This window comes from Achromobacter deleyi, assembly GCF_013116765.2.
GTDB classification, from domain to species: Bacteria; Pseudomonadota; Gammaproteobacteria; order Burkholderiales; family Burkholderiaceae_B; genus Achromobacter; species Achromobacter deleyi_A.
This window is the reverse complement of sequence record NZ_CP074375.1, coordinates 6,331,531-6,351,910: the sequence shown is the minus strand read 5'-3', so window position 1 is coordinate 6,351,910 and position 20,380 is coordinate 6,331,531. Positions and strand designations below refer to the sequence as shown.

Genomic DNA, 20,380 nt, shown 5'->3' with positions numbered 1-20,380 from the left:
CCGCGCCCGTCTCCTGGCAACGATTTCGGGAATCTCGATGAATTATTCGGGCCACTCACGCCTGCCCGCCGGCCCCGTGTTGACGGCGCTCCTGGTGTTCGGCTTTCTGCTGCTCTTCCTGATCGTGCCGGTCGGCACGGTGTTCCACACCGCCTTCGTGAATGCCGACGGCAGTTTCACGACGGGCCACTTCGGGGCATTCTTCAGCCAGCCCCTGATGCAGGAGGCGTTCTTCAACAGCCTGTACGTGGCCGGCTGGTCGGCGCTGCTGGCGTCGCTGATCGCGGTGCCGCTGGCGTACTTCACGGTGCGCTTCGACTTCCGCGGCGCGCTCCTGATCCAGACGCTGGGGGTGCTGCCGCTGATCATGCCGCCCTTCGTGGGCGCGGTGGCCATGCAGCTGATCTTCGGCCGCTCGGGCAGCGTCAACCTGCTGCTCAACGACTGGTTCGGCTTCACCATTCCCTTCATGGAAGGGCTGAACGGCGTCATTTTCGTGGAGGCGATCCACTACTTCCCGTTCATCCTGATGAACCTGGTCGTGGCCTTGCGCAACATTGACGGCGCCATGGAGGAAGCCGCCTTCAACCTGGGGTCGCGCGGCCTGCGCCTGTTCCGCCGGGTGATCTTCCCCCTGGCGCTGCCCGGCTATGTGGCCGGCGCTTCGCTGGTGTTCGTGAAGGTCTTCGACGACCTGGGCACGCCGCTGGTGCTGGGCACGACCAACATGCTGGCGCCGCAGGCGTACCTGCGCATCACGCAGGTGGGCCTGGAGGATCCGCTGGGCTATGTGATCAGCGTGATCATGGTTGCCTTCTCTATCCTGGCGCTGTGGCTGTCCGCGCGCGTGCTCAAGGGGCGCGACTATTCCACCCTGCAAAAAGGCGGCAATTCCATCCAGAAGCGCAAGCTGCGCCCCATGGAGAGCGTGCTGGCCTATGGCTGGATCATCCTGGTGCTGCTGCTGGTGCTGTCGCCGCACATCGGCGTGCTGCTGCTGTCCCTGGCCAGCGTCTGGAGCTACGCCCCGCTGCCTGACGGCTACACGCTGGCGCACTACGCGGCGGTGTTCTCGGAGTCGCAGGGCATGATCGCCAACACCCTGCTCTATTGCGGCCTGGCCGCCGGGATCGACGTGATCCTGGGCACCGCCATCGCCTACCTGATGCTGCGCACCCGGCTGCCGGCGCGGCAATGGCTGGACTTCCTGGCATCCGCCGCGCTGGCGATTCCGGGCATCGTGCTGGCCATCGGCTTTCTGCGCACCTTCCGCGGCATCGAGCTGCCGGGCACGGGCACCCTGCTGACCTCGTCGTGGATCATCATCATGCTCGCCTACTCGGTGCGCAGGCTTCCCTACGCGCTGCGCTCCTGCGTGGCGGCGCTGCAGCAGATCCATGTATCGCTGGAGGAAGCGGCCCAGTCGCTGGGCGCCACGCGCCTGGCCACGATACGCCGGGTGGTGGTGCCGCTGATGGCGGGCGGGATGCTGGCCGGCTTCGTGACCAGCTTCGTGACGGCTGCCGTCGAATTGTCCGCCACCATCATGCTGGTCACCAAGGACAGCCAGGCGCCCATGAGCTACGGTATTTATCTGTACATGCAGAGCGCGGCGGGCCGGGGCCCGGGCGCGGCGCTAGGCGTCCTGGCGGTGGTCGCGGTGGCCATCGGCACGTACGTATCGCACCTGCTGGTAGAGCGCGCTTCAGCGCGCCAGCGGCCGGCTCGCAATGAAGGGGAATCCGCATGAAAAAGGTCAGCGTTGAATGCCGCAACATCCGGCTGTCTTACGGCAAGACCGAGGTGCTCAAGGACGTCAATATCAGCATCGAGCCGGGCGAGTTCTTCGCCCTGCTCGGGCCTTCCGGGTCCGGAAAATCCACGCTGCTGCGGCTGATCGCCGGCTTCAACCGGCACAGCGCCGGGCAGCTGCTGGTGGACGGCAAGGACATCAGCGGCACCCCGCCCTGGGACCGCAACATCGGCATGGTGTTCCAGAACTACGCGCTATGGCCGCACATGACGGTATGGGACAACGTGGCCTTTGGCCTGGTCGAACGCAAGCTGCCGCGCGCCGAGATCCGCGCCAAGGCGGAAGCCGCGCTGGACCTGGTGGGGCTGTCCCAGTACGCCAGGCGCCGGCCCAACCAGCTCTCGGGCGGGCAGCAGCAGCGCGTGGCGCTGGCCCGCACCATTGTCATCGAACCGCAGGTGCTGCTGCTGGACGAGCCGCTGTCCAACCTGGACAAGAAGCTGCGCGTGCAGATGCGCCAGGACCTGCTCAGCCTTCAGCGCCGGCTGGGCATCACGACGATCTTCGTCACCCATGACCAGGAAGAAGCCATGACCACGGCCGACCGGATGGCGGTGCTGGACCATGGCGTCGTGCAGCAGATCGGCGCGCCCAGCACGCTGTTCGACTACCCGGTGAACCGCTTCGTCGCCAACTTCGTGGGCACGATGAACGTGCTGGAAGGCAACGTGCGCGAACGCACCAGCAGCAGCGTGGTGCTGGCGGTGGACGGCGTGGGCGACCTGCACCTGCCCCTGACAGGCGAGGCCCCGGCCGCCTCGCGGCTGGCGGCGAGCTTCCGGCCCCATACGGTGCAGATCGAGATGGCGGACGGCGTGGGCGATGCGCGCTACGTCTGGCTGCCGGGCGTCGTGGAAAGCAGCGAATTCCTGGGCGAGTTCACGCGCTATCAGGTGCTGGTGGGCGAACAGCGCTTGACGGCGGACCAGTCGCATCTGGCCGGGCTGTCGCCTTTCCCGGTGGGAGCGCCCGTATCGGTCGGACTGGAGCCTACGCAAGTGCGGCTGCTGGCGGCCTAAACTTGCGGCCATGGAAATCTATCAGATCCGCGCCTTCGTCACGGTCGCCCGGCTGGGCAATCTGACGAAGGCGGCTGAAGCGCTGTCGCTGACCCAGCCCGCCGTGACCGCGCAGATCAAGGCGCTGGAGCAGAGCCTGGGCGTGGCGCTGTTCGACCGCAGCGGCGGCCGCCTGGCCCTGGCCAAGGCGGGCGAAGTGCTGCTGCCTACGGCGGAGTCGTTGCTGGTGCTGGGCGCGCAATTCAAATCCGAGGCCCAGCTGCTGCAAGGCAGCCTGCACGGCGTGGTGGAGTTGGGCGTACCCAGCGAAAAGCCCGATTTCCTGCGGCTGGGAGAACTGGCATCGGCCGTCACTCAACGCCTGCCGCTGGTGGAGCTCAAGACCCAGACCCTGCCCGCCGCGGCGCTGGCGGAGCAGGTCAGCACCGGCCGCCTGCCGGCCGCGCTGACCATTGCGGCCAACGCGCCGCGTGGCGTGCTTTGGCTGCCCCTGCGCAGCGTGCGCTATCGCATCGCCATGCCCAAGGAACACTCGGTGGTGCTCAAGCGCGGCGGCTGGCGCGAAGCGGCGCAACTGCCCTGGCTGGATGGCCCTTCCGGCAGCCACACGCATCTGCTGTTGCGCGACATGTTCGAACGCCACGGCCTGTCGCCGCGCATCGTGATGCAAAATGACGACCAGGCCAACCTGGACGCGCTGGTGCGGGCGGGCGCCGGCTGCGCCCTGCTGCGCGAGGAAACCGCGCTGGCCGGCGCGGCGTCCAATGACTTCATCGTATGGGGCCAGGCGCGCGTCGATGCCATGCTGGGCTTCATCCTGCCCTACGAGCGCGCTAGCGAGCCTGCGCTGGTCGCGTTAAGCTCGATCATTCAAGCCATCTGGAAACCGCGCGGTCCTATCGCGCCCGCCCAGCTCTAAGCCTTATTCCCCGCATCAAGACTCGTAATGACAGAAATCTGGTTCATCCGCCATGGCGAAACCGACTGGAACCGCCAGCGGCGCCTGCAAGGCTGGCAAGACATCCCCCTGAACGAATTCGGCGTCAACCAGGCCAGCCTGCTGGCCGCGCGCCTGCGCGAAGAAGCCCGGCACACGCCGATTCACGCCATTTACAGCAGCGATCTGCAGCGCGCGCACGCCACCGCGGTGCCCGTGTCCGAACAGCTGGGCCTGCGCGTGCGCGTGGAGCCCGGCATCCGCGAACGCGGGTTTGGCGTGCTGGAAGGCCTGGACCATGACCGCATCGACGTGCAGGCCCCCGAAGCGGCGGCCGCATGGAAAAGCCGCGATCCGCTGCGCCCCCTGGACGGCGGCGAAACGCTGGGGCAGTTCCAGTCGCGCGTGATCTCGACCGTGGACGATATCGCCAGCCGCCATGATGGCGAACGCATCCTGATGTTCACCCACGGCGGCGTGCTCGACATCATCTGGCGCCATGCCTCGGGCGTGCCCTTGAACGCCCCCCGGGACGCGGCGCTGCTCAATGTCAGCATCAACCGCGTCGGGGTGCAGGGCCGCCAGTGGCAGGTCCTGGATTGGGGCGACGTGGACCACGTGGCCGCCGAGGTCGGCGACGACGTGGTGCCTTGATTATCCTGGGCCGGGGCCCGCGAGGGTTCAGCCCGCCTTGCGGGGCTTGCGCGGCGCGTTGCGCGCAAGCCGGTCATAGACCGCATTGGGCAGCAGGCGCATGAGCTTGGCCACCACGCCCATCTGCCACGGAATCACCGTATAGGTCGTGCCACGGCCGATCGCGGCATGCGCACGACGCGCGAACGCGTCCGCCTCCATCAGGAAAGGCATCGTATACGGGTTGCGCGCCGTCATGGCCGTCTTGATGTAGCCGGGCGCGATCGTCACGACCCGGATGCCTTGCGCGGCCAGTTCCAGCCGCAGGCTTTCGCAGTAGGTCACTACCGCCGACTTGGACGCGCTGTAGGCGCCCGCCCCCGGCAATCCCCTTACGCCCGCCACGCTGGCGATGCCCACCAGCCGCCCCGCGCCCGCCGCGCGCATCGGCGCAATGAAGGGTTCGAAGGTGGAGACGGTCGCCAGCAGGTTGGTGTCGACGATGGCCTTGAAGACGTCGAAGTCCTCGCCATGATCCGTCAGCGTGCCCGCGCTGATGCCGGCGCTGGCGATGACGACGTCCACCCGCCCCTGGCAGAACGCGATGAAGTCCTGCGCGGCGGCATGCAGGGCCTGGCGGTCGCGCACGTCCACGGCATAGCAGCGGTGCTCACCGGGCAGGCTGGCGGCCAGCTCGCGCAGCGCGTCCTCGCGGCGGCCCAGCAGTCCCAAGGTGGCGCCCGAGGCGGCGTACTGCTGCGCCAGGGCGCGGCCCAGGCCACTGCTGGCGCCGGTGATGAAGACTCTGTCCATGGTTGTCCCAGGCCTGTTGTCGCGTTGCAAAGAATTAGGGCACGCTCTCGCGTGCCCTAACGTTTACTGCCGGCTTACTTCTGCAAGGAAGCGTGAAGCTCCTGCAGCGGGTAAACCTGCAGGCCCAGGCCTTGACGCAGATACTGCATGCCTTCGACCGCGGCGCGGGCGCCGGCGATGGTCGTGAAGAAGGTCACGCGGGCGGCCAGCGCCTGGGTGCGGATGGTGCGCGAGTCGGCGATGGCGTTGCGGCGCTCTTCGACGGTGTTGATGACCAGCGAGATCTCGCCGTTCTTCACCATGTCGACGATGTGCGGGCGGCCTTCGGTGACCTTGTTCACCAGCTGCACGGGGATGCCTGCGGCCTCGATTTCAGCCGCGGTGCCGCGCGTGGCGACCAGCTTGAAGCCCAGGGCGTGCAGGCCGCGCGCCACTTCCACGGCGCGGGGCTTGTCCTGGTTCTTCACGCTGATGAACACCGTGCCGGATTCCGGCAGACGCACGCTGGCGGCCAATTGCGACTTGACGAAGGCTTCGCCGAAGCTCATGCCCACGCCCATCACTTCGCCGGTCGACTTCATTTCCGGGCCCAGGATGGTGTCCACGCCCGGGAACTTCACGAACGGGAACACGGCTTCCTTGACCGAGAAGTAAGGCGGCACGACTTCCTTGGTGACGCCCTGGGCAGCCAGGGTCTGGCCGGCCATGGCGCGCGCGGCGATCTTGGCCAGCTGCAGGCCCGTCGCCTTGGACACGTAGGGCACCGTGCGCGATGCGCGCGGGTTCACTTCCAGCACGTAGACGTCGCCGCCCTGGATCGCGAACTGCACGTTCATCAGGCCGCTGACGTTCAGGGCCTTAGCCATCATCGTGGTCTGGCGCTTGATCTCGGCGATGACTTCCGCCGACAGCGAGTAAGGCGGCAGGCTGCAAGCCGAGTCGCCCGAGTGCACGCCGGCCTGTTCGATGTGTTCCATGACCCCGCCGATGAAGACGGTTTCGCCGTCGGCCAGGCAGTCCACGTCCACTTCGGTGGCGTTGTTCAGGAAGCGGTCCAGCAGCACGGGCGAGTCATTGCTGACCTTCACGGCCTCGCGCATGTAGCGCTCGAGGTCTTGCTGCTCGTGCACGATTTCCATGGCGCGGCCGCCCAGCACGTAGCTGGGGCGCACGACCAGCGGATAGCCGATCTCGGCGGCGTGGGCCAGGGCCTCGCCTTCGGTACGCGCGGTGCGGTTGGGCGGCTGGCGCAGGCCGAGCTTGTTCAGCAGCTTCTGGAAGCGCTCGCGGTCTTCGGCGACGTCGATGGATTCCGGGCTGGTGCCGATGATGGGCACGCCGTTGGCTTCCAGGGCGCGCGCCAGCTTCAGCGGCGTCTGGCCGCCGTACTGGACGATCATGCCGACGGGATTTTCCTTGTGGACGATTTCCAGCACGTCTTCCAGGGTCAGCGGTTCGAAGTACAGGCGATCGGACGTGTCGTAGTCGGTCGACACGGTTTCCGGGTTGCAGTTGACCATGATGGTCTCGTACCCGTCTTCACGCAGCGCCAGCGCGGCATGCACGCAGCAGTAGTCGAATTCGATGCCCTGGCCGATACGGTTCGGGCCACCGCCCAGCACCACGATCTTCTTGCGATCGGTGGGCGCGGCTTCGCACTCTTCCTCGTACGTGGAGTACATGTAGGCGGTACGGGTGGCGAATTCGGCGGCGCAGGTGTCGACGCGCTTGTAGACCGGACGCACGTTCAACTGGTGACGCAGCTTGCGCACTTCGGATTCCGAGGAATCCAGCAGGAAGGCCAGGCGACGGTCGGAGAAACCGCGGCGCTTGAGTTCCCACAGAGTGGCGTAGTCCAGGTCGGCCAGCGTCTTTTGCTCGAGCGCCAGTTCGATGTCGACGATTTCCTTGATCTGCGACAGGAACCACGGGTCGATGTGCGTGATGTTGTGCACTTCGTCCAGCGTGAAGCCTTGCGCGAAGGCATCGCCCACGTACCAGATACGTTCCGGACCCGGTTCGCCCAGTTCGATCTGCAGCTTCTCGCGGTCGGTGGTCTTCTGGTTCAGGCCATCGACGCCGACTTCCAGGCCCCGCAGCGCCTTCTGGAACGATTCCTGGAAGGTGCGGCCGATGGCCATGACTTCACCGACGGACTTCATCTGGGTGGTCAGGCGCGCGTCGGCGGTGGGGAATTTCTCGAAGGCGAAACGCGGCACCTTGGTGACGACGTAGTCGATCGACGGTTCGAACGAGGCGGGCGTGGCGCCGCCGGTGATTTCGTTCTTGAGCTCGTCCAGCGTGTAGCCCACGGCCAGGCGCGCGGCGACCTTGGCGATGGGGAAGCCGGTGGCCTTGGACGCCAGCGCCGACGAACGCGACACGCGCGGATTCATCTCGATGACGATCATGCGGCCGTTCTTGGGATTGACGGCGAACTGCACGTTCGAGCCGCCCGTATCCACGCCGATCTCGCGCAACACCGCGATCGATGCATTACGCATGATCTGGTATTCCTTGTCGGTCAGCGTCTGGGCCGGCGCCACGGTGATCGAGTCGCCCGTGTGCACGCCCATCGGGTCGAGGTTTTCGATGGAGCAGACGATGATGCAGTTGTCCGCCTTGTCGCGGACCACTTCCATCTCGAATTCCTTCCAGCCCAGCAGCGATTCTTCGATCAGGAGTTCGCTGGTGGGCGAAGCTTCCAGGCCGCGGCGGCAGATTGTTTCGAATTCTTCGGCGTTGTAGGCGATGCCGCCGCCCGAACCGCCCATCGTGAAGCTGGGGCGGATCACGGCGGGGAAGCCGGAGGTGCCGACTTCAGCCGCGATGCGACGCTGCACTTCCCAGGCTTCGTCCATGTTGTGGGCGACGCCCGACTTGGCCGATTCCAGGCCGATGTCGGTCATGGCCTGCTTGAACTTCTGGCGGTCTTCGGCCTTTTCGATGGCGTGTTCGTTGGCGCCGATCAGTTCCACGTTGTGCTTTTTCAGCACGCCGTGGTGGGCCAGGTCGAGCGCGCAGTTCAGCGCGGTCTGGCCGCCCATGGTCGGCAGCAGCGCATCGGGCTTTTCACGCTCGATGATCTTTTCGACGGCTTGCCAGGTGATGGGCTCGATGTAGGTGACGTCGGCCGTTTCCGGGTCCGTCATGATCGTGGCCGGGTTGCTGTTCACCAGGATGGTGCGGTAACCCTCGGCCTTGAGCGCCTTGCACGCCTGTGCGCCGGAATAGTCGAATTCGCAGGCCTGCCCGATGATGATGGGGCCGGCGCCGATGATGAGTATGCTTTTTAGGTCTGTACGCTTGGGCATGATGCAATCTTTACTTTTGGCCGGACATCAGGCTGATGAACTTGTCGAACAGTTCCAGGATGTCGTGCGGACCCGGGCTGGCTTCGGGGTGACCCTGGAAGCAGAAGGCCGGACGGTCGGTGAGCTCGAAGCCCTGCAGCGTGCCGTCGAACAGCGAGACGTGCGTCACGCGCGTGTTGGCCGGCAGGCTGGCCGCGTCGACCGCGAAGCCGTGGTTCTGGCTGGTGATGAACACGCGCTTGGACTGGAGGTCCTGCACGGGATGGTTGGCGCCGTGATGGCCCGTCTTCATCTTGACGGTCTTGCCGCCCACCGCCAGGCCCATGATCTGATGGCCCAGGCAGATGCCGAACACCGGCAGCTTCTTGTCCAGGAAGGCGCGCGTGGCCTCGATGGCGTAGTCGCAGGGCTCGGGATCGCCAGGGCCGTTGGACAGGAACACGCCGTCGGGATCGAGCTTGAAGACTTCTTCGGCGGTGGTCTGGGCCGGCACGAGCGTGATGCGGCAGCCGCGGTCGGCCAGCAGGCGCAGGATGTTGCTCTTCACGCCGTAGTCGTAGGCGACCACATGGAACTTGGACTGCTCGGGCGACGTATAGCCTTTTTCAAGGTCCCAGGTGCCCTGGGTCCAGTCGGTGCTTGCCTTGATCGACACCACCTTGGCCAGATCCTGGCCGGCCATGCCGGGAAAGCCGCGGGCCAGTTCAACGGCGCGCTCGGCGTCGGTGCCCACGAAAATGCACGCGCCCTGGGCGCCCTTCTCGCGCAGGATGCGCGTGAGCTTGCGGGTGTCGATGCCGGAAATGGCAACGATGCCCTGCTCGGACAGGTAATCAGGCAACGATTGCGTGGAACGGAAGTTCGACACGCGGGCGGGACAGTCGCGGACCACCAGGCCGGCAGCGTAGACGCGATTGGCTTCCACGTCTTCGGCGTTCACGCCGGTATTGCCGATGTGCGGATAGGTCAGCGTGACGATCTGGCCGCTATAGCTGGGATCGGTGAGAATTTCCTGGTACCCGGTCATCGCGGTGTTGAACACCACTTCGGCAACGGTATGCCCAGGCGCACCGATCGACACGCCTCGAAAAATGGTACCGTCCGCCAGAGCCAGAATTGCAGGAGGGAAGCGGTTGATCCCCTCGGGAAAAAGTTGCGGCAGCACAGTAAACCCCGGTTTTAGAATCGATAATCAAACCTTCGGATTATACCTTGACCGGCCGCTTTTCCCGGCGAACCGCGCCAAATAAGGCTGCAAGCGGTGATTGCGGCGCTTTTCCGGCCCCATCGCAAAGCCTGCCCCATCCCCCTCGCTCGTCCGGCCGGCGGCAGGCCGGCAGTGTCGGTGATACGCTAGGAACACCTTCAACCCTAGCCAGCTGCGAGCCGTATACGTCCATGTCCAGCCAACTTGACGCCCTGCGTGATCACACCACCGTTGTCGCCGACACCGGGGATTTCGAAGCCATGAAGGCGTTGCGTCCCACGGACGCCACCACCAACCCGTCCCTTATTCTCAAGGCCGTCCAGCAGGATGCCTACCGGCCGCTGCTGGAAAAGACCGCTCGCGAACACCGCGGCGCTGCCACGCCCGAACTCATGGATCGCCTGCTGGTCGCCTTTGGCCGCGCCATCCTGGACATCGTGCCTGGCCGCGTATCGACGGAAGTCGACGCCCGCCTGTCGTTCGACACCCGCGCCACCATCGAGCGCGCCAGGGGCCTGATCGCCCTGTACGAGGCCGCCGGCATCCCGCGCGAACGCGTGCTGATCAAGATCGCATCGACCTGGGAGGGCATCCAGGCCGCTCGCGCGCTGCAGTCCGAAGGCATACGCTGCAACCTGACCCTGCTGTTCTCGCTGCCCCAGGCCGTGGCCTGCGCGGACGCGCATGTGCAGCTGATCTCGCCTTTCGTCGGCCGCATCTACGACTGGCACAAGAAATCGGCCGGCGCCTCGTGGGTGGAAGCCGACAATGCCGGCGCCCGCGATCCGGGCGTACTGTCCGTCACGGGGATCTACCACTATTACAAGCATTTCGGCATCCCCACCGAGATCATGGGCGCGAGCTTTCGCAATGTCGGCCAGATCCTGGCCTTGTCGGGTTGCGATCTGCTGACGATCAGCCCGGACCTGCTGAACAAGCTGGCCGCCACCCAGGGCGACGCGCCGGCGCAATTGCGCGCCAGCGACGCCACCGGGAGCATCGCCCGCATCGGGGCCGACGAGGTCACGTTCCGCACCCTGCTCAACGAAGACGCGATGGCCAGCGAGAAGCTGTCGGAGGGCATCCGCCTGTTCGTGGCCGACGCCGTCAAGCTGGACGCCCTGATCGAAGCCCAGCGCGCCTGAGCAGCCCGCGCAGCGCCGGATTGCCGGCCCGCGCGCGCCCCACGGCCGCGCGCGGGCCGGTCAACGGTGGTCGTGGGAATGCACCTGCAGCGCTTCCAGGAAGCGCGAGACCATGTTGTAGGCCGCGACCGTCGCGGTCAGCTCGACAATCAGCTTTTCCGACCCCAGGGCCGCCCTGGCCGCCTGGAACACCGCTTCAGGCACCTGCACGTGGCGCGTCATGGCATCGGTATAGGCCAGCACCGCCTTTTCGCGTTCGCTGAACAGGCTTGAGTCTTCCCAGGCGTCCAGCGCGTCCAGCTGGGCCTGCGACACGCCCTCTTTCAGGGCGATCGGAGCGTGCTGGTCGGCCTCGTAGGGCGCGCCATTGATGGCCGCCACGCGCATGATCACCAATTCCCGCAGATCGCCAGGCAGGGTGCTCAACTGGCGGATGGACGTCAGGTAGTTCAGCCAGCCCCCCGCCACGGCCGGGCTGTGGAGCAGCATCTGGTACAGATGCAGCACGCTGCCGCGTTCGGCGACGATACGGTCAACCAGGGGCCGTGCATCGGGATGAGTCAGATCAGCGTAGGGTAGACGGGCCATGGAAACTCCAGAAAGGTGAAGGGGCTGCAAACGTACACATTCGCACAATATCTTTGACATAATGACAGCACAACTGCGCGTCACCGGTACCCCACACGAATGAATGCGCCCACCCAATCCCATCCGCCCGTCACGCTCGCAAACTGCGATAGCGAACCGATACACATACCGGGCGCCATCCAGCCGTTGGGCGTGCTGCTCGCGTTCGGCGCGGATGGAACGCTGCGATACGCCAGCGAGAATGCGGCGCAGGTGCTGGAATCCCCCCTGACGCTCGACCAGCGCTGCGCCGACGGCGCGCTGCCCCCGGACCTGGCGCGCTACCTCTCGATCTGGCTGGACAACCCCGACCCCGTTTTCGACCCCCTGACCATCGCGCTGGGCGCGGTCACCTACGACGTGATCGGCCACCGCAATGCGGACGGCCTGATCATCATCGAGCTGGAACAGCGCGCCGATGGCACGGGCATCGCGGAACCCGACCGCATCTATCGTGGCATAGAGCGGGTTCGGCGGCAGCGCGACGTCCAGGGCCTGCTGAACAGCATGGTGCGGGAAGTGCAGCGAGCCACCGGCTTCGACCGCGTGATGGCCTACCGCTTCCACCCCGACGACAGCGGCGAGATCGTCGCCGAACAGCACCACGACTCGCTGGATGACTGGGTGGGCCGCCGCTATCCCGCGGGCGACATCCCGGCACAGGCCCGCCGGCTCTACACAGTGAATACGCTGCGCCAGATCGCCGACGCCGATTACCAGCCCATCCGCGTGCTGGCCGCGCCTTCGCCCGATTCGCGTCCGCTGGACATGAGCTTCTGCATGTTGCGCAGCGTTTCGCCCATTCATCTGGAATACATGGCGAACATGGGCGTGCGGGCATCGATGAGCCTGTCGCTGGTGATCGGCGGCAAGCTGTGGGGCATGATTGCCTGCCATCACCATACGCCCCGGCCCATCCCCTACCCCGTCCGCCTGGCATGCGAAGCGCTGGCGCAGGTGCTGTCCGCCGCGCTGGCCAACATCGAGGGCAATCAGCGCGCCGAGCAGGCGCGCCAGAGCGCCGCGTTGGTAAGCCAGCTTGCCGAACGCGTATCCGCCTCGGAAAACGTGCATCAGGCCCTGTCCCGCGGCCAGGAGACGCCCGCATCGCTGATCCCCAGCGACGCCACGCTGTGCCTGTGGGGCAACAGCGTGACGGTGTTTGGCGGCATCGCGCCGCGCGGCGAGCTGGCCGGCATTCTGTGCGCCCTGGACCAGAGCGGCCAACGCCTGGTCCACACCACCAACATCGCGCGCGACTATCCCGAGCTGCAAACCGACCTGGTCCCATACGCGGGCCTGCTCGCCTGCAAATTCGACCCCATGAACAATGGCTGGCTGATCTGGCTGCGCAAGGAACAGATCGAAACCGTCGTATGGGGCGGCAAGCCGGAAAAGCAATACGCCGTGGGCAGCCTGGGCCCGCGCCTGACGCCGCGCGGCTCGTTCGAGGCCTGGCGCGAAGTCGTTTGCGGCATCTGCACGCCCTGGTTGCCGGGCGAACTGGAAGCCGCCGACAACCTGCGCGACGAGCTCTCCCACATCGCCACCAGCCGCGCCGCCGACGTGGACCGGGCGCGGACCGCATTGCTGGCGATGCTGGGCCATGACCTGCGCGACCCGCTGCAATCCATCTCCATGGCCGCCACCTTGTTGTCCAAGACGGATTCGGGCGCCCGCATGGGCGAACGCATCCGCTACTCCAGCGGCCGGATGCAGCGCCTGATCTCGCAGGTGCTGGACCTGTCCCGCCTGCAGGGCGGCCTGGGGCTGGGCATCGAAAAACGCTTGTGCGACCTGTCGGGACTGCTGATCAGCCTGATCGAAGAAAAGCGCCAGGCCTATCCCGGCCTGCGCATCGAACCGGACGTGCCGGCCGGCCTGACCCTCATGGCCGACACCGACCGCATCGCGCAAGTCATCACCAACCTGATGAGCAACGCGCGCCAGCACGGCGCACCGCGCCAGCCCATCCTGGTCCACGCCACGCAAGCCGGCGACGCCATCGAACTGCGCGTCATCAACCATGGCGAACCCATTGCCGGGGACTTGCTGGCACATCTCTTTTCGCCTTTCAAGCCGGAATCGCTGGGCCAGCCGCGCAACCGCAACGGCCTGGGGCTGGGCCTGTACATCGCCGAGCAGGTCGTGCGCGACCACGGCGGCGAGATCTCGGTCGACTGCCGCGACGGGCTGGTCATATTCACGGTGACGCTGCCGCGCGGAATGCAAGCGCCGCAACCCTCTTGAACCTGGGGAGACCAAATTTGAACGACGTGCGCGCAATGCGGGTCCTGCTGGTGGACGACAACGAAATGGGATCGGAACTGCTGGCCGAGTACCTGGCGCTTTCCTCTTTGGAAACGCGCTGCGCCGCCACCGCCAGCGAAGCCCTGGAACTGGCGGGAACATTCGCGCCCGATGCCGTGCTGCTGGACATCCTGCTGCCCGACATGGACGGCTACGAACTGGCGGCCCGCCTGCGCGATTCCCCCAAGCCTCCCCGCATCTACGCCCTGAGCGGGCTGGGGCGGCACGAGCGGCGTGAAGGCTCCGACAGCCTGTTCACGGGATGGATCGAAAAGCCCGCCAACCCCGACGCGCTGCTGGCCATCCTGCGCCAGGCCGGTTGATGGCGCCGCCCATGACGCTGCCCGACTCCCTCAGCGCCCTGGCGGCAAAGGGCGTGCAGTTCAAGGTCCTGAGCCAGATATTTCCCGTCCTGCGCCACGAGATCCTGGGCCCGCTGTCCAACGCCTCGCTGGCCACCGCCATGCTGCGCCAGACGCCCGACGGTGCTGCCGACGACGCCCTGCAGCAGCGCTGCCAGCGGCTGGCGGGCGACCTGACGAGCATGCTGGAAGATAGCGTTGGCATCGTGCGGGAACTCGATCAATGGCTGACCGACAGCGGCGCCATCGCCTTTGCCGACGACCTGCTGCAGGAATGCCGCAAGCTGATGTTCTCGCACCTGCTGCTGTCGCGGCAGAGCATCCGCTGGCCCGAGTACATTGCCCCCGTGCAACTGCCGCGGTTCAGTTCGCGCTATCTGGTGCTGGCCTGGCTGCTGTGCCTGCTGCCCGAGCTTCCCGCCGACGCGGAACTGGTGCTGGACACCTCGGACCCCGGCGTCTGGCGGGCCCGCTTTCCCGAGGGCCCAGCCCCCGACGCCGCGCAGCCGCCGCCATTCAAGCCGCAGGAAGTCGAACTTCTTGCCGCCGTCTCGGGCTGGCGGCTGGAACGCCAGGAGCAATGCTGGTCGCTCCACCTGCCCGACTCCCCTGCGCCTGACGGGTTGTCCGCATGATCTCGCCGGTTCACCAAACGCTGCGCGCAGGCACGCGCGAACGTCACGAAACACTGGACCAGGGCCTGGCGTTGGCCGGCGGCGACGTCGACCGCGCCGGCTACCTGAACTACCTGCGCGCGCTGCTGGGCTGGCTGGAACCCGTGGAACAGCGGCTCTGGCAGCTGGATTGGCCCGGCAGCCTGCAGGCGCCCGTGCGCGCCGACAAGAGCGCCTGGCTGCGCGAGGATCTGATCCAGGCCGGCGACACCACGCCCGTGCCGCGATGCGAGGACTGGCCCGCGCTGGAGGCGCCCGATGCCTATGCGCTGGGCGTGGCTTACGTGGTGGAGGGGTCGCAGCTGGGAGGGCGCTTTCTGGCCAGGCGCTTGCAGGACGTCGCTCCCGCCCTGCCCCTGCGTTATCTGCACGGCTATGGCGAACAGGTAGGACCGCTGTGGAAGGAGTTCTTGCTGTTTCTGGACAGCGAGGCTGGCGCGGAAGGCCGCGAAGCGCATGCGCTGCAAGGCGCCCGCGATGCCTTCGACAGCCTGACCGCCTGGCTGCGCAGCCAGCACGCGCTGCGGGGCTGATGCCCGCGGCGCGGCGGCCGGCTGGCTACAGCTTTTCGGTTTCGCCCGACTTGGGCTGCCACTTCATCAGGCGCTTTTCGCCCACCCCGACGATGGTGTCCAGGATCAGCGCGAAGGCCGTCAGCACGATGATGCCCGCGAACACGGTGTTCACGTCGAACGTGCCTTCCGCTTGCAGGATCAGGTAACCCACCCCGCTTGCCGAGCCCAGGTATTCACCCACGACCGCGCCCACGAAGGCCAGGCCCACCGACGTGTGCAGGCTCGAGAACACCCAGCTGGTGGCCGACGGCAGATAGACGTGGCGCAGCAGCTGGCGCTGGCGCGCGCCCAGCATGCGGGCGTTGTCCAGCAATGTCGGGCTGACTTCGCGAACGCCCTGGTATACGTTGAAGAACACAATGAAGAACACCAGCGTCACCGCCAGCGCCACCTTGGACCAGATGCCCAGGCCGAACCACATGCCGAAGATGGGCGCGAGGATCACACGCGGCATCGAATTCGAAGCCTTGATGTAGGGATCCAGGATCGCACTGGCGCGCGGCGACAGCCCCAGCCATAGTCCGAAGCCCAGCCCGGCGATGGTGCCGATGAAGAAGGCCAGCACGGTCTCGCTCAGGGTCACGGCCAGGTGACCGTAGATGTCGGCATTGGTGACGAACCAGGCCCAGATGCGGCCCCACACCTTCAGCGGCTCGCCGAAGAAGAACGCCACCTTGGGATCGCGAGACGCGAAATGCCAGACGCCCAGGATGATGACCAGCAACAGCAACTGCCAGAAGCGCAGGCTGGCGGAACCGGGTTTGATCAGTTTGGCCATGGATCAGGCTCGCTTCTGTTGGGCGTAGCCCTTGAGCACTTCTTCGCGCAACACGCCCCAGATGGCTGCATGCAACTCGACGAAGCGCGGGTCGATGCGCACTTCGGCCACGTCGCGCGGGCGCGGCAGGTCGATCGCGAATTCTCCGATGGGATGGGTGCCCGGACCGGCCGACAGCACAATGACGCGATCGCTCATGGCAATGGCTTCGTCCAGGTCGTGCGTGATGAAGAGCACGGCCTTGCGCTTGGCCATCCACAGGTCCAGGACCTCGTTCTCCATGAGCTGGCGCGTCTGGATATCCAGCGCGGAGAACGGCTCGTCCATCAGGATGATGTCCGGGTCGCGGATCAGGGTCTGGGCCAGCATGGCGCGCTTGCGCATGCCGCCCGACATCTGGTGCGGATAGCGGCCTTCGAAACCGCCCAGGCCGACGCGGCGCATCCATTCCCGGCCGCGCTCAAGCCCTTCTGAGCGAGGCACGCCGGCGAAATCCAGCCCCGCCACCACGTTGTCCAGCGCGCTGCGCCAGGGCAGCAGGGCCTCGCCCTGGAACATGTAGCCCGCACGGGAGTTGATGCCGGACAGGGGCTGTCCGAACACCTTCACCTGCCCCGTGGACGGCGCCAGCAAGCCGGCGCTGACGTTGAGCAGGGTGGACTTGCCGCAGCCGGTCGGCCCCACCACCGACACGAACTCCCCTGGCGCGATGGCCAGGGTCGTGTCGCTGACGGCGGTGTAGCGCTGCGAACGGTCATCACGCGAAACAAAGGTGCAACTTATGTTTTCCAGCGATAGCGCGGCTTCAGCCATTGGCATACTTCTCGTTGGCGCGGCGCGCGAAATCATTGGTCCAAACCTTGGAGGGGTCGATCTTCGCACCGTCGAAGTCCGCCTGGAAGGCGGCCAGCGCCTTGAGCGCGGTGGCGGCGCCGTCTTCCGGGATCATGCCGTCCGGCGACAGGCCTTCCATGCTCTTGGCGAGGGCGGCCTTGTACACGGCGGGATCGCCCAGCAGATAGGCTTCCGGCACGACCTTGGCGATCTCGTCGGGGCCGGCCTTCTGGATCCACTTGTTGGCGCGCACCAGCGCGTTGGTCAACGCCTGGGTGGTGTTGGGATTGGCGTCGATGAACGCTTGCGGCGCATACAGGCAGCCCGCCGGCATGTTGCCGCCGAAGATGTCCTGGGTGTCCTTGAGGGTGCGCGTGTCGACGATGATCTGGATCTCGCCGGGCATTTCCAGCATCGAGACCACCGGGTCGGTATTGGAGATGGCGTCGATCTGGCCGCTGCGCAGCGCGGTCACGGCGCCGGCGCCGGCGCCCACGCCGATGAAGGAGACATCGGAAGCCTTCAGGCCGTGCTTGGCCAGGAAGAAGCTGACCACCATGTTGGTGGACGAGCCGGGCGCGGTCACGCCGATCTTCTTGCCTTTCAGGTCGGCCGGGCCCTTGTAGTTGGGCAGGTTCTTCTTGGACACGCCCACGCCGATCATCGGCGCACGGCCCTGCAGCACGAAGGCGCGATAGGCCTGGCCCTTGGACTGCATGGACAGCGTGTGCTCGAAGGCGCCCGACACTACGTCGGCGCTGCCGCCCACCACGGCCTGCAAGGCCTTGGAGCCGCCCGCGAAGTCGGCGATGCTGACTTCCAGCTTTTCGTCCTTGAAGTAGCCGCGCGCTTCCGCGATGGTCAGCGGGAGGTAGTAGATCAGCGGCTTGCCGCCGACTGCGATCTGGACCTTGGTCTTCTCGAGCTTTTGCGCGCGCACGATGGCGGGGGCCATGCCCATGACGCCGGCGGCGCCAGCCATCTTGAGCAGTTCACGGCGGGTGACTGACATTGGTTTGTCTCCTAGTTGTCGGGTTTACCGATAGCGCCGGTCTTTGCCAGCTCGTCAATAGCCGCTGAATCATACCCTAGCGATTTCAGGACTTCCTCGGTATGTTCCCCTAATTTCGGGCCCACCCAACGCGTCTGGCCAGGGGTTTCGGACAGCTTGGGAACCACCGCCGGCAGCTTGACCGGACTGCCATCGGCGAGGCGATGCTGCTCGATCATGCGCCGCGCCAGGAACTGCGGATCGCTGAACATATCGGCCACGCTGTAGATCTTGCCCACGGGCACATCGGCGCCCTTGAGCGCATCCAGCGCCGCTTCGATGCCCCGCCCGTCGCACCATTGCTGGATGGCGCCGTCGATCTCGCCGACACGGCGCGCGCGGCCATCGTTGCGCACCAGATCCGGATCTTCGGCCAGGTCATCGCGGCCTATCGCGCGCATCAGGCGATGGAAGATTGCATCGCCGTTGCCGGCGATGACGATGTTCTGTCCATCGCGCGTGGTGTAGGTATTGGAGGGCACGATGCCGGGCAATGCGCCGCCGGTGCGCTCGCGCACCACGCCTGCCACGTCGTACTCGGGGACCAGGCTTTCCATCATGTTGAACACGGCTTCGTAGAGCGCCACGTCCACCATCTGCCCCTGCCCCGCCCGGGATTGTTCACCATCCTTGCCGTTCCAGCGCCCGCCCGTGGCATCGCGGTGCCGCAGCGCCATCATGGCGCCGATCACGCCATGCAGCGCCGCGATGGAATCGCCGATCGATATGCCGACCCGCAGCGGCGGACGGTCGGGATGGCCCGACACGTAGCGCAGGCCGCCCATGGATTCGCCGATGGCCCCAAAGCCGGGCTGGTCCTTCATCGGACCCGTCTGCCCATAGCCGGACAGGCGCACCATGATGAGCGCAGGGTTGATGGCGCGCAGCTGCTCATAGCCCAAGCCCCACTTCTCCAGCACGCCGGGCCGGTAGTTCTCGACCACGACGTCGGCGTCCAGCGCCAGCTTGCGGGCGATTTCCTGGGCACGCGGATCTTTCAGGTTGAGCGCGATGGATTGCTTGTTGCGGGCTTGCACCGTCCACCACAGGGAATTGCCCTCGTGCAGATGGCGCCAGCTGCGGATGGGATCGCCGCCGCCCGTGCCGTCGGGCCCGTGCGGCGTTTCCACCTTGATGACGTCGGCGCCGAATTCGCCGAAGATGCGCGCGGCGAACGGGCCGGCGATGAGCGTGCCGAGTTCCAGGACCTTCAGTCCGGTCAGCGCTGACATGGCTTGTCTTCCTCACATTTTTTGCCCGCCGATACGTTGCCGGCAAGGCGTTCTGGTACCGCGAGCGTCAGGTGGTCTTGCGCTCCATCAGGGCCCACGCGATGGTGCCCGCGTCGACGTATTCCAGCTCGCTGCCGGCCGGCACGCCTCGCGCCAGGCGCGTGACCCGCAGGCCGCGCTCGCCCAGGGCTTCGCCCAGAAAATGGGCGGTGGTCTCGCCTTCTGCGGTGAAGTTGGTGGCCAGGATGACTTCCTGCACCACGCCGTCGGTCGCCCGCTTGATCACGCGATCGAAATCCAGCTCGCGCGGACCTATACCTTCCAGCGGCGCCACCCGGCCCATCAACACGTAGTACAGGCCACGGTAGCCGTGGCTGGACTCGATCATGTTCTGGTCGGCCGGCGTTTCCACGATGCACAGCAGCGAGGAATCCCGCTTGGGATTGGAGCAGGTGCCGCAGACCTCTTCTTCAGCAAAGCTGTTGCAGCGCGCGCAGTGCTTCAGGTCCCGCACCGCGCCCGCGAGCGCCCGCCCCAGCATGTCCGCGCCTTGCGGGTCATGCTGCAGCAGGTGATAGGCCATGCGTCTGGCCGAGCGCACGCCCACGCCGGGCAGCCGCCGCAGCGCCTCGATCAGCGATACCAGCGGCTCGGGTTCAGGCAGTAAAGGGTCCATTGCGACCTAGGCCTAGGGCTGCGGCAATCAGAACGGCAGCTTCATGCCCGGGGGCAGCGGCATGCCGGCGGTCACCGACGCCATCTTTTCCTGGGAAGTGGCTTCGGCCTTGCGCAGCGCATCATTGAACGCGGCGGCAACCAGGTCTTCCAGCATGTCCTTGTCGTCGCCCAGCAGCGACGGGTCGATCACGACGCGCTTGACGTCATGGCGGCAGGTCATGGTGACCTTCACCAGGCCGCCGCCGGAGGCGCCTTCGACCTGGATGTCGGCCAGCGCGTCTTGCGCCTTCTTCATGTTTTCCTGCATTTGCTGCGCCTGGCGCATCAGGCCGGCCAGTTGTCCTTTCATCATGATGGATGCTTCCTTGAACGAGGGGA

General features: G+C 66.2%; 19 protein-coding genes. 9 read left to right on the top strand and 10 right to left on the bottom strand.

What is annotated here, in order from left to right; genetic code table 11:
• The first annotated feature begins 37 nt into the window (after positions 1 to 37).
• The 4 genes from HLG70_RS28870 to HLG70_RS28855 are packed head-to-tail and all read left to right on the top strand — an operon-like array spanning position 38 to position 4,423.
• The gene (locus tag HLG70_RS28870; protein ID WP_171667991.1) at positions 38 to 1,750 is read left to right on the top strand and encodes an ABC transporter permease; all 1,713 of its coding nucleotides are present in this window, start codon (positions 38 to 40) and stop codon (positions 1,748 to 1,750) included.
• Positions 1,747 to 2,832: an ABC transporter ATP-binding protein gene (locus HLG70_RS28865; protein WP_171667990.1), complete on the top strand. Its 1,086-nt coding sequence runs from the start codon at positions 1,747 to 1,749 to the stop codon at positions 2,830 to 2,832. Before HLG70_RS28870 ends, HLG70_RS28865 begins: the two co-directional genes overlap by 4 nt.
• Before the next feature lie 10 nt (positions 2,833 to 2,842).
• Entirely contained in the window at positions 2,843 to 3,751 is a 909-nt protein-coding gene (locus tag HLG70_RS28860; protein WP_171667989.1) for a LysR family transcriptional regulator, read from the top strand.
• Positions 3,752 to 3,778: 27 nt separating this feature from the next.
• Complete coding sequence (locus tag HLG70_RS28855) at positions 3,779 to 4,423, top strand: histidine phosphatase family protein (protein ID WP_171667988.1); 645 nt, start codon at positions 3,779 to 3,781, stop codon at positions 4,421 to 4,423.
• 27 nt (positions 4,424 to 4,450) lie between these two features.
• Here HLG70_RS28855 and HLG70_RS28850 read toward each other — a convergent pair whose 3' ends face one another.
• The 3 genes from HLG70_RS28850 to carA all read right to left on the bottom strand — a co-directional run bounded on the left by HLG70_RS28850 (position 4,451) and on the right by carA (position 9,694).
• Entirely contained in the window at positions 4,451 to 5,215 is a 765-nt protein-coding gene (locus HLG70_RS28850; RefSeq protein WP_171667987.1) for an SDR family oxidoreductase, read from the bottom strand.
• Positions 5,216 to 5,289: 74 nt separating this feature from the next.
• On the bottom strand, positions 5,290 to 8,529 hold the full coding sequence (gene carB, locus HLG70_RS28845) for a carbamoyl-phosphate synthase large subunit (protein WP_171667986.1): 3,240 nt from the start codon (positions 8,527 to 8,529) through the stop codon (positions 5,290 to 5,292).
• Positions 8,530 to 8,539: 10 nt separating this feature from the next.
• Complete coding sequence (gene carA / locus HLG70_RS28840; protein WP_171667985.1) at positions 8,540 to 9,694, bottom strand: glutamine-hydrolyzing carbamoyl-phosphate synthase small subunit; 1,155 nt, start codon at positions 9,692 to 9,694, stop codon at positions 8,540 to 8,542.
• A 233-nt stretch (positions 9,695 to 9,927) separates the two neighbouring features.
• Between carA and tal the strand changes: the two genes are divergently transcribed.
• Positions 9,928 to 10,881, top strand: coding sequence for a transaldolase (gene tal / locus HLG70_RS28835; protein WP_171667984.1), 954 nt, complete (start codon positions 9,928 to 9,930; stop codon positions 10,879 to 10,881).
• A gap of 60 nt (positions 10,882 to 10,941) precedes the next feature.
• Here tal and HLG70_RS28830 read toward each other — a convergent pair whose 3' ends face one another.
• Positions 10,942 to 11,469, bottom strand: coding sequence for a carboxymuconolactone decarboxylase family protein (locus tag HLG70_RS28830; protein ID WP_171667983.1), 528 nt, complete (start codon positions 11,467 to 11,469; stop codon positions 10,942 to 10,944).
• Between the two features lie 99 nt (positions 11,470 to 11,568).
• Between HLG70_RS28830 and HLG70_RS28825 the strand changes: the two genes are divergently transcribed.
• Genes HLG70_RS28825 through HLG70_RS28810 form a run of 4 tightly spaced genes read left to right on the top strand, consistent with a single transcriptional unit; the run spans position 11,569 to position 15,387 of the window.
• Positions 11,569 to 13,758 (top strand): ATP-binding protein, encoded by a 2,190-nt coding sequence (locus HLG70_RS28825; RefSeq protein ID WP_171667982.1) that lies wholly within the window; start codon positions 11,569 to 11,571, stop codon positions 13,756 to 13,758.
• 26 nt (positions 13,759 to 13,784) lie between these two features.
• Positions 13,785 to 14,141, top strand: a complete 357-nt coding sequence (locus tag HLG70_RS28820) for a response regulator (RefSeq protein WP_234103462.1) — start codon at positions 13,785 to 13,787, stop codon at positions 14,139 to 14,141.
• Between the two features lie 11 nt (positions 14,142 to 14,152).
• Entirely contained in the window at positions 14,153 to 14,815 is a 663-nt protein-coding gene (locus HLG70_RS28815; RefSeq protein WP_171667980.1) for a hypothetical protein, read from the top strand.
• A complete protein-coding gene (locus tag HLG70_RS28810) occupies positions 14,812 to 15,387 on the top strand; it encodes a biliverdin-producing heme oxygenase (RefSeq protein ID WP_171667979.1) in 576 nt (191 codons plus the stop codon). Before HLG70_RS28815 ends, HLG70_RS28810 begins: the two co-directional genes overlap by 4 nt.
• A 25-nt stretch (positions 15,388 to 15,412) precedes the next feature.
• On the opposite strand, the gene HLG70_RS28805 is transcribed toward HLG70_RS28810, so the two are convergent.
• The 6 genes from HLG70_RS28805 to HLG70_RS28780 all read right to left on the bottom strand — a co-directional run bounded on the left by HLG70_RS28805 (position 15,413) and on the right by HLG70_RS28780 (position 20,354).
• A complete protein-coding gene (locus HLG70_RS28805; protein ID WP_171667978.1) occupies positions 15,413 to 16,207 on the bottom strand; it encodes an ABC transporter permease in 795 nt (264 codons plus the stop codon).
• A 3-nt stretch (positions 16,208 to 16,210) separates the two neighbouring features.
• Positions 16,211 to 17,020 carry an ABC transporter ATP-binding protein gene (locus tag HLG70_RS28800; RefSeq protein WP_171667977.1) on the bottom strand — a complete coding sequence of 270 codons (810 nt, stop codon included), beginning with the start codon at positions 17,018 to 17,020 and terminating at the stop codon, positions 16,211 to 16,213.
• Positions 17,013 to 18,053 (bottom strand): ABC transporter substrate-binding protein, encoded by a 1,041-nt coding sequence (locus HLG70_RS28795; RefSeq protein ID WP_171667976.1) that lies wholly within the window; start codon positions 18,051 to 18,053, stop codon positions 17,013 to 17,015. Before HLG70_RS28795 ends, HLG70_RS28800 begins: the two co-directional genes overlap by 8 nt.
• A gap of 11 nt (positions 18,054 to 18,064) precedes the next feature.
• A complete protein-coding gene (locus HLG70_RS28790; protein WP_171667975.1) occupies positions 18,065 to 19,324 on the bottom strand; it encodes a CaiB/BaiF CoA transferase family protein in 1,260 nt (419 codons plus the stop codon).
• A gap of 67 nt (positions 19,325 to 19,391) precedes the next feature.
• Positions 19,392 to 20,000 carry a recombination mediator RecR gene (gene recR / locus HLG70_RS28785; RefSeq protein ID WP_171667974.1) on the bottom strand — a complete coding sequence of 203 codons (609 nt, stop codon included), beginning with the start codon at positions 19,998 to 20,000 and terminating at the stop codon, positions 19,392 to 19,394.
• Between the two features lie 27 nt (positions 20,001 to 20,027).
• On the bottom strand, positions 20,028 to 20,354 hold the full coding sequence (locus HLG70_RS28780) for a YbaB/EbfC family nucleoid-associated protein (RefSeq protein ID WP_057283582.1): 327 nt from the start codon (positions 20,352 to 20,354) through the stop codon (positions 20,028 to 20,030).
• Positions 20,355 to 20,380 lie beyond the last annotated feature (26 nt).

Coding starts and splice junctions, on each gene's coding strand:
- HLG70_RS28870 (WP_171667991.1), top strand. CDS start 38: ATGAATTATTCGGGCCACTCACGCCTGCCCGCCGGCCCCGTGTTGACG.
- HLG70_RS28865 (WP_171667990.1), top strand. CDS start 1,747: ATGAAAAAGGTCAGCGTTGAATGCCGCAACATCCGGCTGTCTTACGGC.
- HLG70_RS28860 (WP_171667989.1), top strand. CDS start 2,843: ATGGAAATCTATCAGATCCGCGCCTTCGTCACGGTCGCCCGGCTGGGC.
- HLG70_RS28855 (WP_171667988.1), top strand. CDS start 3,779: ATGACAGAAATCTGGTTCATCCGCCATGGCGAAACCGACTGGAACCGC.
- HLG70_RS28850 (WP_171667987.1), bottom strand. CDS start 5,215: ATGGACAGAGTCTTCATCACCGGCGCCAGCAGTGGCCTGGGCCGCGCC.
- carB (WP_171667986.1), bottom strand. CDS start 8,529: ATGCCCAAGCGTACAGACCTAAAAAGCATACTCATCATCGGCGCCGGC.
- tal (WP_171667984.1), top strand. CDS start 9,928: ATGTCCAGCCAACTTGACGCCCTGCGTGATCACACCACCGTTGTCGCC.
- HLG70_RS28830 (WP_171667983.1), bottom strand. CDS start 11,469: ATGGCCCGTCTACCCTACGCTGATCTGACTCATCCCGATGCACGGCCC.
- HLG70_RS28825 (WP_171667982.1), top strand. CDS start 11,569: ATGAATGCGCCCACCCAATCCCATCCGCCCGTCACGCTCGCAAACTGC.
- HLG70_RS28815 (WP_171667980.1), top strand. CDS start 14,153: ATGACGCTGCCCGACTCCCTCAGCGCCCTGGCGGCAAAGGGCGTGCAG.
- HLG70_RS28810 (WP_171667979.1), top strand. CDS start 14,812: ATGATCTCGCCGGTTCACCAAACGCTGCGCGCAGGCACGCGCGAACGT.
- HLG70_RS28805 (WP_171667978.1), bottom strand. CDS start 16,207: ATGGCCAAACTGATCAAACCCGGTTCCGCCAGCCTGCGCTTCTGGCAG.
- HLG70_RS28800 (WP_171667977.1), bottom strand. CDS start 17,020: ATGGCTGAAGCCGCGCTATCGCTGGAAAACATAAGTTGCACCTTTGTT.
- HLG70_RS28795 (WP_171667976.1), bottom strand. CDS start 18,053: ATGTCAGTCACCCGCCGTGAACTGCTCAAGATGGCTGGCGCCGCCGGC.
- HLG70_RS28790 (WP_171667975.1), bottom strand. CDS start 19,324: ATGTCAGCGCTGACCGGACTGAAGGTCCTGGAACTCGGCACGCTCATC.
- recR (WP_171667974.1), bottom strand. CDS start 20,000: ATGGACCCTTTACTGCCTGAACCCGAGCCGCTGGTATCGCTGATCGAG.
- HLG70_RS28780 (WP_057283582.1), bottom strand. CDS start 20,354: ATGATGAAAGGACAACTGGCCGGCCTGATGCGCCAGGCGCAGCAAATG.